Here is a 16314-nt window from a genome sequence, read left to right on the forward strand (position 1 = left end):
GGGTGCCCCGGCCGCGGCCGAGCGGGCGGTCACTCCCGCGCCAGGGTCACTCCGCTGGTCAGCGGGGAGAACTGAGCTGCCCAGGGGAAGACGATCTCCATGAGCGCCGCCACCGCCACGACGATCATCGCGGCGGCGAGGAGGACGCGCACCCACAGCGGGCCGGGCAGCCGGGAGAAGATCCATCCGTACATCGGCTCACCTCCCTTCGGTCTCGTCGGCGACCGTCGCGGCGATCTCCGCGGGCGGGCCCGCCGCGGTCGGTCTCCAGGACTCCAGGACGGCGTACGCGATGAAGCGCTCGGTGCTTCCGTAGCGCGGGTGGCAGGTGGTCAGCGTGAGCACTCTCTCGGTGGGTCGTGCCGCCGGGTCCGACGGCACGGGCGCGAGCACCCTGGTCTCCGTCGGCAGCACGATCTCGCTGTCACGAAAGACATAGGTGTAGTAGCCCTGGGCCGTCCGTACGTGGATCCGGTCGCCCGGCACCAGGGTGTGGACGAGATCGAGCACCTTCCCGTTCGTCTGCCGGTGCCCGGCGAGGGCGAAGTTGCCGACCTGCCCGGGCATCGCCGTGGACGGGTAGTGCCCGAGTCCCAGGGTGTCCAGAACGTCTCGCCCGGTGCCCTGCATCACCGGGCGCGCGTAGTCCGCCCCGAACCGCGGCACGTAGACGATGCCGAGGGCTTCCCCGTAGCCGGGCGGGGCTGCCACCGGAGGCGTCCCGACATCACCGTCGTCCATCCGGCGCCCCGCGGAGGAGGTGGCGTCACCGGACCCGCCCACGGCGTTGCCCCCGGGGGGGTCGTCAGGTCGTGTCCACACGGGCGCCTCCAGATCTGGAGCGGTGGGTCCGCCGAACTCGTCGGCCATTCGCGTCACCGCCTGGCCGTGGGTCTCGGAGGCATCGAGATTGGTCCACCACAGCTGCCACACCACGAACAGCACCAGCACCAGGCCGACGGTGATCAGGAGCTCACCCGCTGTCCGCGCGGCCCGACGCACCGCGTCGCGTCCACCCGTCGTGGCCGGTCCGGTCGGCTCCGCGGGGTGGGGAGCGGTGACTGTCCTGACGTCCACGAGTGCCACCCTTTCTTGGTCGGATTCCTGGTCGGATCGGGGTCGTTGCCGGCGGACGTCTCGACGAGACGGTGACCGGGGGATGACCCCGGGTCATGGACCCGGGGTCATCCCCCGATCAGGCAGCGGGACTGGTGACCCGGATCAGGCCCACTTGCGCCGCAGTGCCACGCCAAGGCCGAGCAGCACGATGCCCAGTCCGGCGGCGATCAGCGCCCCGGCGCCGACGCCGGTGTCAGCCAGCACGTCGAAGGACTCCTCATCGCTCACCACTTCCGGTGCGGACTCCACGAAGGTGTCCGTGCTCGCAGGCAGGACCTCCGACTCCACGTCCGCAACGACACCGGCTCCATCCGGCACCTCTGCCACGGGCTGCTCCGCCACGGGCTGCTCCGCCACGGGCTGCTCCTCGGTGGGCTGCTCCTCGGTGGGCTGCTCCTCGGTGGGCTGCTCCTCGGTGGGCTGCTCCTCGGTGGGCTGCTCCTCGGTGGGCTGCTCTTCGGTGGGCTGCTCTTCGGTGGGCTGCTCTTCGGTGGGCTGCTCTTCGGTGGGCTGCTCCTCAACGGGAGCTTCATCCTCGCAGTCCTCGGAGCCCCAGTCGTGGCCCTTGTCGGAGCCCCAGTCGTGGCCCTTGTCGGAGCCCCAGTCGTGGCCCTTGTCGTGGCCCTTGTCGGAGCCCCAGTCGTGGCCCTTGTCGTGGCCCTTGTCGGAGCCCCAGTCGTGGCCCTTGTCGTGGCCCTTGTCGGAGCCCCAGTCGTGGCCCTTGTCGTGGCCCTTGTCGGAGCCCTTGTCGTGGCCCTTGTCGGAGCCCCAGTCGTGGCCCTTGTCCGGGTTCGGCACCCACTCGCAGTCCTTGTCGCGGTCCTTGTCCCAGTCGTGGTCGCGGTCCTTGTCCCAGTCGCGGTCGTGGTCGCGGTCCTTGTCCCAGTCGTGGTCGCGGTCCTTGTCCCAGTCGCGGTCGTGGTCGCGGTCCTTGTCCCAGTCGCGGTCGTGGTCGCGGTCCTTGTCCCAGTCGCGGTCGTGGTCGCGGTCCTTGTCCCAGTCGCGGTCGTGGTCCGAGTCGCGGTCCTTGCTAGGGTGACCCGGCTTGGGCTCGACGGGGGCCTGCTGGACCGGGGCCTGCTGGACCGGGGCCTGCTCGACGGGGGCCTGCTGGACCGGGGCCTGCTGGACGGGGGCCTGCTCGACGGGGGCCTGCTGGACCGGGGCCTGCTGGACGGGGGCCTGCTCGACGGGGGCCTGTTCGACGAGGGCCTGCTCGGCGGGGGCCTGCTCGACGGGGGCCTGCTGGACCGGGGCCTGCTCGGCGGGGGCCTGCTCGACCGGGGCCACGGGCTCCGGCGTCGGCGCAGTGGTGCCCGCGTCAACGGGGACGTCCACTGCTGGCGTCAGGGCGGGATCCGGTGTGGCAAAAGTGGACGGATCGGAAAGAGCGGCCGCTACCTCCGACACCGTGGTCGTCTCGGCGGCTCCGGAAGCCGACGAGCTGTCGACCGCGAATGCCCCGGTGAACCCGGAGAAGGTAATCGCCGTGGCGGTAGGAGCGACGAGCAGAGCGCGTGCCAGTTTCTGGTTCAAGGTATTCCCCCTGTCAATGCGAGTGATCCCCTATCACTCGCTGGTACTAATTAACTTATGCACACAAGCGGGCCCGTGGTCGTCCCTACATGTGCCCCTGGCGGTCCAGGAGAGGGGGTTGATACGTATGCATCCAATGGGGTGGTGGCCCGAGGTGGGACTCCACACGGAAGGCCTCGGAGGCCGCTCCCGGCGATTGACCCACGCGGATGGTGAAGCCGGTGTGACCTGGGGCGACTGTCGATCGCACCGATCGATGTGGGCTGACAGGGCTGTTGCGCGAGATCCCGCCGGTGCGCCCGGACGGCTCGCGGCGATGCCTGCCCACCCGGTGTCAGGGCAGCACGACGGCGCCCCGTCCCCTGAGCTGGGGACGGGGCGCATGGCCGGCGCGGGAGACGCTAGAGCTCGAAGCGGTAGTTCTTTGGAGCGACCGTCAGCCCGGAGGTGGTCACGGTCAGCCCGCGGGCCTTGTCCTCCTCGCGGTCCACGCCCACCCGCGTGCCCGGCGGGACGACCACGTTCTTGTCGAGGATGCACCGGTCCACCACGGCGCCCTCGCCGACCCACACGTTGTCCATGAGCACGGACTGGCTGACGGTGGCGTCGTTCTGCACCAGCACCTTGGGGGAGAGCACCGACTCGTGCACCCGCCCGCCCGTGATGAGCACACCCGCGGAGAGGATCGAGTCCGTCGCGACGCCGCCCTCGCCGTGGGGGCCGCGGACGAGCTTGGCCGGCGGGGCCTGCACGCCGTAGGTGTAGATCGGCCACGAGTAGTTGTAGAGGTTGAACACCGGCAGCGGGCGGATGAGGTCCAGGTGGGAGTCGTAGTAGGAGTCCAGGGTGCCCACGTCGCGCCAGTACTGCCGGTCCCGGTCCGTGGAGCCCGGGACGTCGTTGCCCGTGAAGTCGTAGACGGCCGCCTCGCCCCGGTCGGCGAACCACGGCATGATGTCCCCGCCCATGTCGTGGTCGGTGTCGTCCTTGGACTCGTCCACGCGCAGGGCCTCGACCAGGGCGTCGGTGTCGAAGACGTAGTTGCCCATCGAGGCGTAGAAGGCGTTCGGGTCGTCGGGCAGGGGAGCGGTGGACTGGGGCTTCTCGACGAACCGGGTGATCCGGGTGGGGTCGTTCGGGTCCGTCTCGATCACGCCGAAGGACGTCACCATCTCCATGGGCTGGCGCACGCCGGCCACCGTGGCCCGTGCCCCGGACTGCACGTGGAAGTCGACCATGGCGGAGAAGTCCATCCGGTACACGTGGTCCGCCCCCACGACGACCACGATGTCCGGCCGGGCGTCGTCGACGAGGTTCAGGGACTGGTAGATGGCGTTCGCCGACCCCAGGTACCAGTCCTTGCCGCGGCGCTGCTGCGCCGGGACCGTGGTCACGTAGTTTCCCAGCTGGGTGGACAGCCGCCACGTCTCGGAGACGTGCCGGTCCAGGGAGTGGGACTTGTACTGTGTGAGCACCACGATCTGCAGGTATCCGGAGTTCACGAGGTTGGACAGGGCGAAGTCGATGAGCCGGTAGCTGCCGCCGAAGGGGACCGCCGGCTTGGCGCGGTCCTCGGTCAGGGGCATCAGGCGCTTGCCCTCGCCCCCGGCGAGGACGATCGCGAGAACCTTCTTACGGTGGGGCATGAGGACCTCTCTGACATCTTCGGCAACGGGCTCGCATCCGCCTGGCGGCGCCGAGGCAATCGACAGGCGCCTTCATTGTGTCTTAACCCGCGGGAACTGGGTGACCCCCACCACGGCGCGAGTCAAAATGTCGTCCGGTGCGGGGCCGCCCGAAAGTCTCCGCCGCGTTCCGGTGGCACGGGCGGGCTCCTGCAGTACGCTCGGGAACGTGCGAGTCGATATCTTGTCCAAGGAGTTCCCGCCCGAGATCTACGGCGGCGCCGGAGTCCACGTGTCCGAGCTCTCGCGGGTCCTGGCCCCGCTGGTCGACCTGAAGGTGCACTGTTTCGGTGCGCCCCGGGAACCGCGGGTCAACGGGGCGGAGGTGAAGGCCTACCCCGTGCCCGGCGAGCTGGCGGACGCCAACGCCGCCATCCAGACGCTCGGGGTGGACCTTGCGATGGTGGGGGACGTCGCCGGCGCGGACGTCGTGCACTCGCACACGTGGTACGCCAACATGGCGGGCCACCTCTCCTCGCTGATGTACGGGATCCCGCACGTGCTCTCCGCCCACTCCCTCGAGCCGCTGCGCCCGTGGAAGGCCGAGCAGCTCGGCGGCGGCTACGCCGTCTCCTCCTTCGTGGAGAAGACCGCCTACGAGGCGGCCGCGGCGATCATCGCCGTCTCCGACGGCATGCGGCAGGACATCCTGCGCTCCTACCCCGAGGTGGACCCGGACCGGGTGCGCACCGTGCACAACGGCATCGACGTCAGCCAGTGGGTGCGCGACGAGGGCACCGACGTCCTCGAGGCCTACGGGATCGACCCGGCGAAGCCGTCCGTGGCGTTCGTGGGGCGGGTGACCCGGCAGAAGGGCGTGCCGTACCTGCTGCGCGCCGCGGCCCTGCTGCCCGAGGACGTGCAGCTCGTGCTGTGCGCGGGCGCCGCCGACACCCCCGAGCTGGGCGCGGAGGTCAACGCGCTCATCCACGACCTGAAGGCCACGCGCTCCGGGGTGGTGCTCATCGAGAAGATGCTCCCGCGCCGCGAGATCGTCCAGATCCTCTCGCACGCCACGGCGTTCGCGTGCCCGTCCGTCTACGAGCCGCTGGGCATCGTCAACCTCGAGGCCATGGCGTGCGGCACCGCCGTCGTCGCCTCCGCGACCGGCGGGATCCCCGAGGTCGTGGTCGACGGCGTCACCGGCCGGCTCGTGGCGCTCGAGCAGGTCCAGGACGGCACCGGGACGCCCCTGGACCCCGAGAAGTTCGTGGCGGACTTCGCGGCGGCGCTCACGGAGGTCGTCTCCGACCCCGCCCGGGCGCGGGAGATGGGTGCGGCCGGCCGCCGCCGCGCCGAGGAGGCCTTCGCGTGGGAGTCGATTGCCGAGCGCACCGTGGAGGTCTACCGCTCCGTGCTGTGAGCCCCTGCCGTGAGCGTCCGGCGCCGTGCGTCCGGTGCGGGGCGCAGGAGGCGGCGGTCGCCGGGGCCGATGTGAACCGGCGGCGGACATGTGGTAACTTATTCCCTGTTGCGTTCAGCGAAGGCCGCCGGAAACGGAAGCAGGCCGGACCTGGATCCACTCGCGCGGGTGGCGGAATAGGCAGACGCGCTAGCTTGAGGTGCTAGTCCTCGTATTAGAGGGTGGGGGTTCAAGTCCCCCCTCGCGCACGACGGGAAGGCCCCGGACCGGATGGTCCGGGGCCTTCGTCGTCCCCGGAGTCCTTCCTCTGGTTGCCAGTGTCGCTCTGGGCGCGGTGGGCGCCTGCTGCCCGCCGCGCCCAGGAGATCGAGGCAACGCAACGTGCCGGTCGGTCCGGTGTTCTCCCGGTGCCGCAGAGGCGACCGGATACGGGGTGGCCTCCGGCGGATGCCGGTGCCGACGCCGTCTGTCCGTGCACCGTCCATGCGGAGGGCACCGGCGCCGGGAGGCAGGTCGTCGTGACCGCCGGTCCGTTCGCCGTCGTGGTCCCCGCCGTGTTCATCGGCATCGGCGCCACGCCGGCCTCAGCGCCACGCCGGCCTCAGCGCCACCCTGACGGTCGGAGGACCGGTGGGGTGGTCGCGGCTGCCCCAGGGACGACGAGCGAGGGCTTTCCCGCCGAAGCCGTGACAGTGGCACTGTGCGCGGTGCTGCTGCTGCCGGCGGCCGAAGACGTGGTCTTCCGCCGGCTGGTCCTCGGCTGGATGCTCACCCGGACGCCGAGCCCTCCAGTGATGCCGACGGCCCTGGTGCAGCTGCTCCTCCTGGCGGTGGCGGCCGACGCTGCGGTTCCGGGCGCCGGAGATCGGCGAGAGGGACTCCCTGCCACCACGGCAGGCGGGGGCGACGGGACGGGAGGGAGCCCGCGATCACCGCGGCAGATGGCGCTGCAGCCACATGGTGCACCACAGCTTCAACCGCATCTCGTCCCAGGACGGGGCGTCCACGACGAGGGCGGCGGGCCCGTACCGGTGGACCGACTCGACACCGTCGCGGTCGGTGAGCTCGGCGATCAGCTGCTCGACGACCGCTGGGTGGGCGTCGGCGATGTCCTCGCGCAGCCCGACGTCGAAGCAGTCCACCTCGGCGACCACCGTCACCGGCGGCTCCTCGACGGCGGCCGCCTCCCGGCCCTCCCCGCGCAGCGCTGCGATCGTGCGGCGGGTGTGGGCGAGCATCTCGGTCCCGCTCATCGCCGGCCGGCCGTGGGCGGACTGGTAGGCGCTGTAGAGCGGCATCCCGGGGAGGAAGACCTCGTGCCCGGCGCCGGCGAGCACCGGGTGGTTGAGCGCCGGGTAGTCGCTGATGCGGTGGTGCCCGACGCGCCACCGCGCCTCGGGCACCGCCGTGGTGAGCAGCTGGCCGAGGTAGGAGGCGAAGCCGTCGACCAGGGCGAGGGCGGCGGCCGGCGGGTGCGGGTCCACGAGCTTGCCGTGGCGGGCCCAGCTGGGCCACGCGGGGCGAGTCGGGTCGTCATCCAGTGCTCTCGGATCCACGCCGAGCTCGGCCACCCGGGCGGTGATCCATTCCCAGGCCGGGGCCACCGACTCGACCGAACCGTCGAGGAGCTCGCCGGGGCCCGGCCCTCGACCGGCCGGCGCTGAGCGCAGGTGCTGCAGCGCCGGGTCGCGCTCGGCCAGATACGCATCGAGTGCCTCCGCAGCCTGCTGCGGGCTCATCCACTCGTAGAGCAGCTCCGTCATGGACGTGACTCTACTGCGGGGGCGGAGCCGTCGCGGGTCGACGCGGACGGCGGCCGACGGTTATTCACCGCGGACAGGGACGCCGTGCCGGTCACTCCTGGCGCGGGAGCCTGCGGACCATGGCGACGCTGCTACCGGCGACGATGCCGTAGAGGAACGCCCCGGTAAGCTCGAAGCCGTTCTCCCGGACGGCCTGGGCCAGCTTGGCCTCGCCTTCGTCCAGGCCGATGAACTCGGTCACGGTGCCCGAGGCGAAGACCGGGCCGTCCCCGGTCTCGCTCTCCACGACCTTCCACCGGGTCTGCCCCTCGTGCCCTCCGCCAGCCTCCTCGCCCCAGTCCACGACCAGGACGTAAAGCGTGTTGGTGCCCTCCTCCAGCTGCTCGATCGCGCGGGTGACACTGCGGCGCAGGGCGTGGATGTCGCCGCCGCAGTCCTGTTCCAGGTGCTCGCGCAGGAAGGCCAGCAGGGCGTCGTCGTCAGGCACGGGAGCTCCTCCTGAGGTACGTGGCGTCGTTGACGGAACCGATGGTAGTCCGACCGGCACGGCGCGGTGACGACGGACCCGGCGATGCTCAGCGCCGGACAGCCCGGCAGCGGCAGGACGAGCACGAGCGCCTGCCGCAGGAGGGGGGCGGCCGCCACGGGTCAGTCGCACCCACCCCCGCCGCCGCCGTCACCACCGTCCCCGCCGGAGGAGCCCCAGATCCCGGCCGAGCCGGAGTCCGAGGAGGCGCCGCCACGGCTGTCGCGGGACCGGGTGGGGCGGTGCCGGAACCGGCGGGCGCGGAGGAGGACCGTCGCGGCCAGCGCCAGGGTGGCCAGGGCGAGGACCACGAAAAGGGCGACGCTGGTGGCCGAACCGGGCTCGGGCAGCAGCGTGGCGCTCAGCAGGGTGGAGGTGCTCATGGTCGGAACCTAGCAGCGCGGCGGGTGCTCGGGCAGCGGCTCGCCCGGTTGCGCCGTTCCGGCACGACCAGCCGGTGCCGGGCTGGCTGTCGCATGCCTGCGAGGTGCCACCGGAGCCCGCCCACGACGTCGGGCGTGGGCGGCCGCCGGTACGCCCGGCACGCTCCGGCACCGACAGCGCGGGGTTCCCCGGCCTCATCCGCCAGGAGGACCGCACGCGCCTCCCGCTGGTCCGTCCTCGCCGTGCCCGTGGTCATGGCCCTCGCCGGCGCCCTCTGCGCGGTGGGCGCGCCGGGGGCGTGCCGGACGGTGCCCGTGCGCCCGGCTCTGCTGGGCGACACGACGAGCCACGTCTCCACGCCCCAGCGTGCCGGGGCACTCCGGGCGCCCGACCGGAGCCACCGGCTCACCGTCCTCAGGCGGGCCACAGGTACGGGATGGAACAATCGCCGGCGAACCACCCGGCGCGGAACCAGGAGAGAACGATGGCGGCGACGACAGCGCGGACGATGACACGATGGGGATTCGGCGTGCTCGCCGTCGCGCTGCTGGCCGCGGCGGTCGTGCTCGGGCAGACGGCGCTCATCACGGTGGCGCTGCTGGTCGCGCTGGCCGGCATCTCCGGGGACCTGCGCCGGACGCGGGCGATCGCCGACCGTTCCTAGCCCAGCCGGCGTGCGCCCGGGTCAGCGAGGCAGGTGGCGCTGCAGCCACAGGGTCAGCCACATCTGCAGCCGGAGCTCCTCCCAGGACGGGGCGTCGACGACCAGCGCTGCGGGCCCGTAGCGGTGGACCGACGCGACGCCGTCACGGTCGGTCAGCTCGGCGATCAACCGGTCCACCAGCACCGGATGCTGTGCGGCGATGTCGGCGCGCAGCCCGACGTCGAAGCAGTCCACCTCGGGGACGACGGTCACGTACGGCTCCTCGGCGGTGGCCGCCTCAGGCCCCTGCCCGTGCAGCGCGGAGATCGTCCGCTGCACGTGCTCGAACATCTCGGTCCCGCTCATCGGGTCCCGTCCGTGGGCGCTCTGGTAGGCGCTGTAGATCGGCAGGCCGGGCAGGAAGACCTGGTGCTCGGCGGCGGCGAGCACCGGCCGGTTGAGCATCGGGAAGTCGTTGATGCGGTGGTGACCGGCCTGCCACGACGCCTCGGGGACGGCGGTGGTGATGACCTCCCCCAGGTAGGCGGCGAACCCGTCGACCAGTGCCAGGGACCCGGCCGGCGGGTGCGGGTCCACGAGCATCCTGTGCCGCGCCCAGCTGGGCCAGCGGGGCCGGGTCGGGTCCTCGGCCAGCGGTCGGGGATCGACGCCGAGCCCGGTGACCCGGTCGGTGACCCACTCCCACACCCGCGCCACCGAGTCGACGGAGCAGTCCAGCGCCGCGGCCGGGTCCACGCGCTCGTCGGCCAGCGCGGAGCGCAGACGGTCCAGGGACGGCGCCCGCTCGGCGAGGTACTCCTCCAGCGCGGCGGCCGCCTGCTGCGGGGTCATCCACTCGTAGAGCAGCTCCGTCATGGCGGAACTCTACTGAGCAGGCCCGTCGCCGGGAACCGGTCACCGGGCGGGCGAGGCGCAGGGCACGGTGGACCCGGTGCTCCGCGCCGGGGGCCGTGCACCGGGTCCGGCCCCGCGGCCGGTGCACCCGGCCGGAGGCTCAGTGCAGGACCAGCCGCGTGCCGGCCGGCACGGGCAGGGGACCGCCGTGGCCCGGTGCCAGGACGCCGAAGTCGGCGCCGGAGAGCAGGCGGAGTGCCGTGTCCTCGGCCCGGACCGGATCGTGGTGGTAGGGCGCGGGCAGCATCTGCGGGGCGCCGAGGACGGGGGAGGTCATGTGGCCGGTGATCACCGCGTCGCCGGCCGCGACGACGCCCGTGTCGCCGATGAGGAAGGACGTGTGCCCGGAGGTGTGACCGGTGGTGGCGACGGGCCGCATCGCCCCGGGCAGATCGAGGACCTCGACGTCGGTGTCGAAAGGCGTGAGCGCGGAAGCCGCGACGGTGACGTCCCTGAGCCCACCGGTGCGGATCGCGTGGACGCACCACTTCGCCCAGCGCCAGGAGCGCAGCGCCCGCGGCAGGGACCCTCTCGGGCCGATCTGCTCGCGGGAGGTGCCGGTCATGTTCGGCACCTCGGCCGCCGCGCAGTGGATCGGCACGCCGGCGTCGGCGAAGCGCCCCAGGGTGCCGATGTGGTCGGCGTGGGCATGGGTGACGACGACGGCCTCGGGCAGGCCGGTGGCCCCGGCCGCGGCGATGGAGGCGTCGACGAGCTCGCGGTCGTCCGGGTAGCCGCAGTCGACGAGGGTGTAGGCCTCCCCGTCGCGCACGATCAGCCAGTTGGCCGCCGGTCCGGTGACCAGGGTGGTCCCCGGGCCGAGGTGGTGCAGGTTGCCGGTGGTGCTCCACTTGCCCATTGCTCGCGCTCTCCTGGGGTCGACGACGACACCGCCGGCCGGGGTGGCGCCGTGGCGGACCACCCGCATCGGCGGGGCCCGGGCCATCGGCGACAGCGGCGGGTCGGGCCGGACACGGCCTCCGGTCCAGTCTCCCCGCCCCCGCCGGCCCGTCGTCCCCGACACGCCCGCCGGAGGGCGCCGGTCCCGTGCCGGCCTCCGTGCGGGTGCTGCCGGGACGGACCGCCGGACGGGGCGGGTCAGGCGCGCAGCCGCTCCGGACGCCCGAGCTGCTCCAGGAGGCTGGGACGCAGAGCAGGCGCGGGCTCGTCGGTCCCGGGCCCGAGGGAGGCGGCCAGCGGGACACCGGACGCCGTGCGGGAGGGCTCGGCGTCCCGTGCTGCCGCCTGGCCGTGCTGCCCCAGGTCCTGTAGACGCGCGTAGCGGGCCCGCTGGACGACCCAGGTGGCGAAGTACAGCATCCACAGCAGCATGATGAGCGCCATGGTGGTGTCGAACCTGCTCCCCGGCGACCATTCGTAGAGAACGCGGCAGGTGAGGGGCACTCCGACGGCCCCGAGCCCGATGATCAGTGCGTTCTCCTGGTCCTTGGACACAGTGGCTCCCCCTAGTCCCACGGCATGGTCCCTGCATCGTGTCATGTGCGAAAAGGAACTGTCTGACCCCACTTGTGGGGCCGATCCGGTGGGAGGGCGCCCCCTCCGTGTGAGGACATATGACGCGACGACCTCCGGTGACCGGTGGGGTGGGTCATAATGGGGCGAACTTCCCCGGCGCGCGGGGAACGGGCGGTCGGAGCTGAACCCTTTCCGGGTGCGGCCTGTGAGGAGGTTGATGCCGTCTCATGGGTGGGGTGTTCCGGCATGAGCTCACGGTCTCGGACCCTGAGGTGGTCGCCGCGCTGGGCGATCGGACCGGGCTGCGCTTCGGGTACAGCACCACGGATCCGCGCTTCGCCTACCACCTGTCCCGGGCCGGGGACGAACAGGTCGCCGTGTCCGCGGTCCGCGTGGGCGGGGCGATGTCCCTGTGGGGCGACACCGAGGGCTTCACGGTGGCCAACGTGCACGGGACCCGGTACGACTGGCAGACGCGCGAGGAGACCGGGAGCGCCGCCGCGGGCTCCTCCGTGCTGTTCCGTCCCGGGCACCCGTCGCTCGTGGTGGCCGAGGACGTGGACGTCACCCTCGCCCACCTGCCGGTGGACCTGGTGCAGGAGACCGCCGACACGGTCTACGGCACCGACACCCCGGTCCTCTTCGCCTCCTCCACCCCGATCAGCGACCGATTGGGACAGTTCTGGACGCAGCTCGCCCGCTACGGGGCCGACGTGCTGGGCACCGAGGCCTTCGACGAGCCGCTGGTGCGCGCGGACCTCACCCGCAACCTCGCCGTGGGGCTGCTCGAGTGCTTCCCCCTGGTCGGGGACCCCGACGCGCGGTATTTGTCCATGGAGGCGCAGACCCACCGCTACCGGGCCGCCGTGCAGTTCTTCGACGACCATGCCGCGAGCCCGGTCACCGTCGAGGACGCCGCCCGTGCCGCCGGCACCACCACGAAGGCGCTGGTCCGGGCGTTCCGGGCCAACCACCCGCTGGGGCTCACCCCGGCCCAGTACCTGCGCCGGGCCCGGATGGACGCCGCCCACCGCGAGCTGCAAGTCGGCGACCCCGCCCGCGGGGACACCGTGAAGGACATCGCCGCCCGGTGGGGTTTCACGCACCCGGGCCGCTTCGCCCAGTACTACCGGCAGATCTACGGGACCACTCCTCGCCAGACCCTCGGCTCCTGACACCCGCCGGAGCGCGGGGGCCGGCCGTCGGAGGTTCCGCGCTCCCCTTGTCGCGCCGTCCCAGGTCCCCGGCCGCGGCCGGGCGACCACAGGGAGGAGAGCCGGGCACCCCTGGCGACCCGACCGGGCGGCCTCGGCCGGTGCTGCGTCGAACCGCAGGATCGGCGGTGCCTCTGACGCGCACAGGCCTCGGGCGCGCCCGGCAGGGGTCCAGGACGTCGCCCCGGAGACCACGGGAGGCTCAGCCGGGACGGACGCCGGTGACGGCCACGAATCAGCGGCCGAGGTCGGCCCACCGCGTCGTCCGGGCGCTGTTCACCAGGACCGGGTCCACGGGTGCCGTCTCCGGCAGGAGCACGACCATGGTGGACAGCGCGCGGGAGGGCCAGGTGGACAGTCCGCGCACGGGGAGGAACGCGGGCGCGTCATCGCCACGGTGCATGCGCACGGCCTGGCCCAGGAGGAGCAGGCCGGCCACGGCCAGGCCGACACCCACCCAGGCCGGGGCGCGGTAGCCCCACCCGGCGGAGATCACGGCCCCGCCCAGGAAGGCCCCCAGGGCGTTGGCCAGGTTGAAGGCCGCGTGGTTCATCGCGGCGGTCAGCGACGGGGCGTCCTTGGCCTCACGGAGCAGGCGCATCTGCAGCGCCGTGCTGAAGACGGAGCCCATGATCCCGATCCACAGCACGCCGAGCACGGCCGCGGCCGGGAGGTGGACGAACAGGCCGAAGAAGGCCAGGGCCACCGCGGAGACGGCTCCGGCGCCCAGCGCGGTCTTCTCGATCGAGCGGTCCAGCAGGGGGCCGACGAGCAGCGAGCCCGCCGTCATGCCCACCCCGTACACGGCCAGCACCCACGGCACCGCCGAGATGTCGAGGCCGCTGAACTCGGTCAGGGTGGGGGAGATGTAGGTGTAGACCGCGAACATGCCGCCGAAGCCGACGGCGCCGGCCAGCAGCGTCAGGGTCACCTGGGGACGGCCCAGGGCCCGGACCTCCTGGGCTACGGAGACGCCGCCGGTGTTGTGGGTGCGGGGCACCCAGGCGGCGAGGGCCGCGACGGTGAGCAGCCCGATGGCCACCACGAGACCGTAGCCCGAGCGCCAGCCCAGGGCCTCGCCGAGGAACGCGGCCAGGGGCACGCCGATGATGTTGGCGACCGTCAGCCCCAGGGCCACGCGGGCCACGGCGGTGCCGCGGCGTTCGCGCGGCACCATCGAGGACGCCACCACGGCGGCGACCCCGAAGTAGGCCCCGTGGGGCAGGCCGGAGAGGAAGCGGGCGGCGTACAGCCAGTCGAGCGAGGGCGCGGCCGCGGACAGGACGTTGCCGGCGGTGAACGCGGTCATCAGGCCCAGCAGGAGCGTCTTGCGCTCCACCCGGGCGGTCAAGGAGGTGACCAGCGGCGCGCCGACGACCACGCCCAGGGCGTAGAGCGAGATGGCGTGGCCGAGGGAGGGGATCGAGGCGCCGAAGTCCTCGGCGATGAAGGGCAGCAGGCCCATCGAGGCGAACTCGGTGGTCCCGATGCCGAAGCCGCCCAGGGCGAGGGCGAGGAGCGCGAGCCGGGTCCCGGTGGGGCCGGGGGCGTTGACGACCTGGAGCAGGGCGGTGCGGGGCGCTGACATGGCGGTTCCTTCCGTGTGGAGCGGGGGAGGGGAAGGCGCGTCGTCGAGCCGAACTGGATGAGGTCACGATGCTACGGACGATGTCGCGGGCGGCCAATGCCCTGGCGGTGTGATCTTGGACAAACGGACAATGGTGTGATAATGCTGGCGCTTCGTTGCGCCGGACGCAGGAGGCGGAGGTCGGCACGGTGGCAGGACGTGCGGTGGTGGTGGGGGCCGGCATCGGCGGCCTGGCGGCGGGCGCCGCTCTGGCCCGCGCCGGCTGGCAGGTGAGCGTCCACGACCGGGCGCCGGTCCTGGACCCCGTGGGGGCCGGCATCAGCCTGTGGCCCAACGCGCTGCGGGCTCTGGACGTCCTGGGCGTCGGGAACGCCGTGCGGGAGCGGTCGGTCCTGGGCGCCGGTACCGGGATCCGCCGTCCCGACGGGCGGTGGCTGGGGCGCAGCGACGTCGCCGGTGCTCTCGAGGCGCGCTTCGGGGACTCGGTGGTCGTCCTGGCCCGAGCCGAGCTGACCGGTCTGCTCCGGGAGCTCCTGCCCTCCGGCGCGCTGCACCTGGGCCGGTCCGTCGACGCCGTGGCGCCCGGGGACCCGGCCGGCGGCGAGCGGGCCGAAGTGCTGCTCAGCGACGGGGACCGGATCGGGGCGGACCTCGTCGTCGCCGCCGACGGCATCCGCTCCCGTCTGAGGAGTTCCCTGTTCCCTGGACACCCCGGGCCCGCGTACGCCGGGTACACCGCCTGGCGCCTGCTGGCACCGGCTCCGGCCGGGGCGCAGGGCGCGGAGACGTGGGGGCCGGGCGGCCACCGGTTCGCCGTCGTCCCGATGGCCGGGGGCCGCGTGTACTGCTACGCCACCGCCACCACCGCGGCGGGGATCACGTACGAGGACGACGCCGCGGAGCTGCGGTCCCGCTTCGGCAGCTGGCACGACCCGATCCCGGAGGTCCTCGCCGGGCTGCGAGCCGGCGACGTGCTGCACCACGACGTCCAGGAGCTCCGCACGCCCCTGCCCCGCTTCACCTCGGGCCGCGTCGCCCTCGTCGGCGACGCCGCCCACGCCATGACCCCGGAGATGGGCCAGGGAGGATGCCAGGCGCTGGAGGACGCCGTCACCCTGGCCGCCCTCACCGTGGACGGGAGCCTGTCGGCCGCCCTGGAGCGGTACACCGGGGTCCGGCTGCCGCGCACCACGCGCATCGCCGCCCGCTCCCGCTCCACCGCCCGCCTGACGCAGGCGTCCGGCCCGGTGGGCACGCGCCTGCGCGACCTCTCCGGTCGGCTCCTGGGCCGTGTCCCCGCACGGGTGCTCGTCAGGGGACTGGCGCCCGTCGTCGACTGGTGCCCGCCCGGCGCGGGCTGACCCGCGCGGCCGGGCCGCAGCTCCGTGCGGGATGACGTCTCAGGCGGGACGGCTGCGGTCGCGGAGCACCTCCACGCCGTCGCCCTCGAGGTCGTCCAGGTAGGCGGCGCGGCCCACGGTGGCCATGAGCAGCGCGAGGGTCGGACCGGTCACCAGCGGACCGTCACCGGTGGCGAAGGGGCCGTCGGCGGCCTCCAGACGCAGACCCTGCACCCGCCGACGGCCCACCACGACGAAGTCGGAGCCGCTGTGGTACTCGGCCAGCCGGGTCAGCACCGGCGGCGGGTAGGCACGGTGGATGCCCAGCGGGCGGCGGATGTCCTCCGCGTGCACGACCGCCTCGCCCAGGGGCACGATCCGGGACCCGGTCGGGGACCGGGTGCCGGTGCGCACCGCGTCGAAGCGGCGCAGGGTGTCGGCGCCGTCGGTGCCCAGCTGTTCGGCCAGGCGCACCGCGACCTGGCGGTCGAAGTCGAACCGGCAGCCCACCACTCCGGCGAACCAGCGGGCGGGACCGAGCGCGGCGCCGGCGGTGAGGTGGGCCAGGACCTCGCGCACCGTGAGCCCCGCGCACAGGGACGGTTCCGCCCACTGCTCCTCGGACAGGTGCTGGAGGTCGCGCGCCAGCGCCGCTCGCTCGGCGTGCGTGGCGCTCCAGTAGGAGGACATGGCACCAGGCTATCCAGCGTGCCACCCGCGCCGCCGTCGCGCCGCGAGGACCGTGCGGTGCCGGTCGAGGCG

Annotated in this window: 16 protein-coding genes and 1 tRNA gene; 5 read left to right on the forward strand and 12 right to left on the reverse strand. The window is 73.2% G+C overall.

What is annotated here, in order from left to right:
- Positions 1-29: 29 nt before the first annotated feature.
- The 4 genes from ACYSMR_RS15905 to glgC all read right to left on the reverse strand — a co-directional run bounded on the left by ACYSMR_RS15905 (position 30) and on the right by glgC (position 4301).
- A complete protein-coding gene (locus tag ACYSMR_RS15905) occupies positions 30-194 on the reverse strand; it encodes a hypothetical protein (RefSeq protein WP_251332314.1) in 165 nt (54 codons plus the stop codon).
- A gap of 4 nt (positions 195-198) precedes the next feature.
- On the reverse strand, positions 199-1077 hold the full coding sequence (locus ACYSMR_RS15910) for a class E sortase (RefSeq protein WP_461746466.1): 879 nt from the start codon (positions 1075-1077) through the stop codon (positions 199-201).
- A 144-nt stretch (positions 1078-1221) separates the two neighbouring features.
- Positions 1222-2409: a hypothetical protein gene (locus ACYSMR_RS15915; protein WP_461746468.1), complete on the reverse strand. Its 1188-nt coding sequence runs from the start codon at positions 2407-2409 to the stop codon at positions 1222-1224.
- 647 nt (positions 2410-3056) lie between these two features.
- The gene (gene glgC / locus ACYSMR_RS15920) at positions 3057-4301 is read right to left on the reverse strand and encodes a glucose-1-phosphate adenylyltransferase (RefSeq protein ID WP_251332687.1); all 1245 of its coding nucleotides are present in this window, start codon (positions 4299-4301) and stop codon (positions 3057-3059) included.
- 208 nt (positions 4302-4509) lie between these two features.
- On the opposite strand from glgC, the gene glgA reads away from it, so the two are divergent.
- Together glgA and ACYSMR_RS15930 are read left to right on the forward strand one after the other, a co-directional pair.
- Positions 4510-5703 (forward strand): glycogen synthase, encoded by a 1194-nt coding sequence (glgA, locus tag ACYSMR_RS15925; protein ID WP_309125558.1) that lies wholly within the window; start codon positions 4510-4512, stop codon positions 5701-5703.
- A 162-nt stretch (positions 5704-5865) separates the two neighbouring features.
- A tRNA-Leu gene (locus ACYSMR_RS15930) sits at positions 5866-5951 on the forward strand.
- A gap of 681 nt (positions 5952-6632) precedes the next feature.
- Here ACYSMR_RS15930 and ACYSMR_RS15935 read toward each other — a convergent pair.
- The 3 genes from ACYSMR_RS15935 to ACYSMR_RS15945 all read right to left on the reverse strand — a co-directional run bounded on the left by ACYSMR_RS15935 (position 6633) and on the right by ACYSMR_RS15945 (position 8375).
- Positions 6633-7466, reverse strand: coding sequence for a hypothetical protein (locus ACYSMR_RS15935; protein WP_461746471.1), 834 nt, complete (start codon positions 7464-7466; stop codon positions 6633-6635).
- Positions 7467-7557: 91 nt separating this feature from the next.
- Positions 7558-7953 (reverse strand): hypothetical protein, encoded by a 396-nt coding sequence (locus ACYSMR_RS15940; protein WP_461746472.1) that lies wholly within the window; start codon positions 7951-7953, stop codon positions 7558-7560.
- A 161-nt stretch (positions 7954-8114) separates the two neighbouring features.
- Positions 8115-8375 carry a hypothetical protein gene (locus ACYSMR_RS15945; RefSeq protein WP_309125556.1) on the reverse strand — a complete coding sequence of 87 codons (261 nt, stop codon included), beginning with the start codon at positions 8373-8375 and terminating at the stop codon, positions 8115-8117.
- A gap of 509 nt (positions 8376-8884) precedes the next feature.
- On the opposite strand from ACYSMR_RS15945, the gene ACYSMR_RS15950 reads away from it, so the two are divergent.
- Positions 8885-9040, forward strand: coding sequence for a hypothetical protein (locus tag ACYSMR_RS15950; protein WP_309125555.1), 156 nt, complete (start codon positions 8885-8887; stop codon positions 9038-9040).
- Positions 9041-9061: 21 nt separating this feature from the next.
- Here the strand turns inward: ACYSMR_RS15950 and ACYSMR_RS15955 are convergent, their stop codons facing one another.
- The 3 genes from ACYSMR_RS15955 to ACYSMR_RS15965 all read right to left on the reverse strand — a co-directional run bounded on the left by ACYSMR_RS15955 (position 9062) and on the right by ACYSMR_RS15965 (position 11389).
- Complete coding sequence (locus ACYSMR_RS15955) at positions 9062-9895, reverse strand: hypothetical protein (protein WP_461746475.1); 834 nt, start codon at positions 9893-9895, stop codon at positions 9062-9064.
- A gap of 139 nt (positions 9896-10034) precedes the next feature.
- Positions 10035-10793, reverse strand: a complete 759-nt coding sequence (locus tag ACYSMR_RS15960; RefSeq protein WP_461746477.1) for an MBL fold metallo-hydrolase — start codon at positions 10791-10793, stop codon at positions 10035-10037.
- Between the two features lie 239 nt (positions 10794-11032).
- Positions 11033-11389, reverse strand: coding sequence for a hypothetical protein (locus ACYSMR_RS15965; protein ID WP_461746479.1), 357 nt, complete (start codon positions 11387-11389; stop codon positions 11033-11035).
- 257 nt (positions 11390-11646) lie between these two features.
- Between ACYSMR_RS15965 and ACYSMR_RS15970 the strand changes: the two genes are divergently transcribed.
- Positions 11647-12585, forward strand: coding sequence for a helix-turn-helix transcriptional regulator (locus ACYSMR_RS15970; RefSeq protein ID WP_251332678.1), 939 nt, complete (start codon positions 11647-11649; stop codon positions 12583-12585).
- Positions 12586-12859: 274 nt separating this feature from the next.
- On the opposite strand, the gene ACYSMR_RS15975 is transcribed toward ACYSMR_RS15970, so the two are convergent.
- A complete protein-coding gene (locus ACYSMR_RS15975) occupies positions 12860-14212 on the reverse strand; it encodes an MFS transporter (protein ID WP_251332677.1) in 1353 nt (450 codons plus the stop codon).
- A 188-nt stretch (positions 14213-14400) separates the two neighbouring features.
- Between ACYSMR_RS15975 and ACYSMR_RS15980 the strand changes: the two genes are divergently transcribed.
- Positions 14401-15573, forward strand: coding sequence for an FAD-dependent monooxygenase (locus ACYSMR_RS15980; protein ID WP_461746482.1), 1173 nt, complete (start codon positions 14401-14403; stop codon positions 15571-15573).
- 39 nt (positions 15574-15612) lie between these two features.
- On the opposite strand, the gene ACYSMR_RS15985 is transcribed toward ACYSMR_RS15980, so the two are convergent.
- Complete coding sequence (locus tag ACYSMR_RS15985; RefSeq protein WP_461746484.1) at positions 15613-16242, reverse strand: maleylpyruvate isomerase family mycothiol-dependent enzyme; 630 nt, start codon at positions 16240-16242, stop codon at positions 15613-15615.
- Between the last annotated feature and the right edge of the window lie 72 nt (positions 16243-16314).

Source organism: Kocuria sp. U4B (assembly GCF_054875615.1).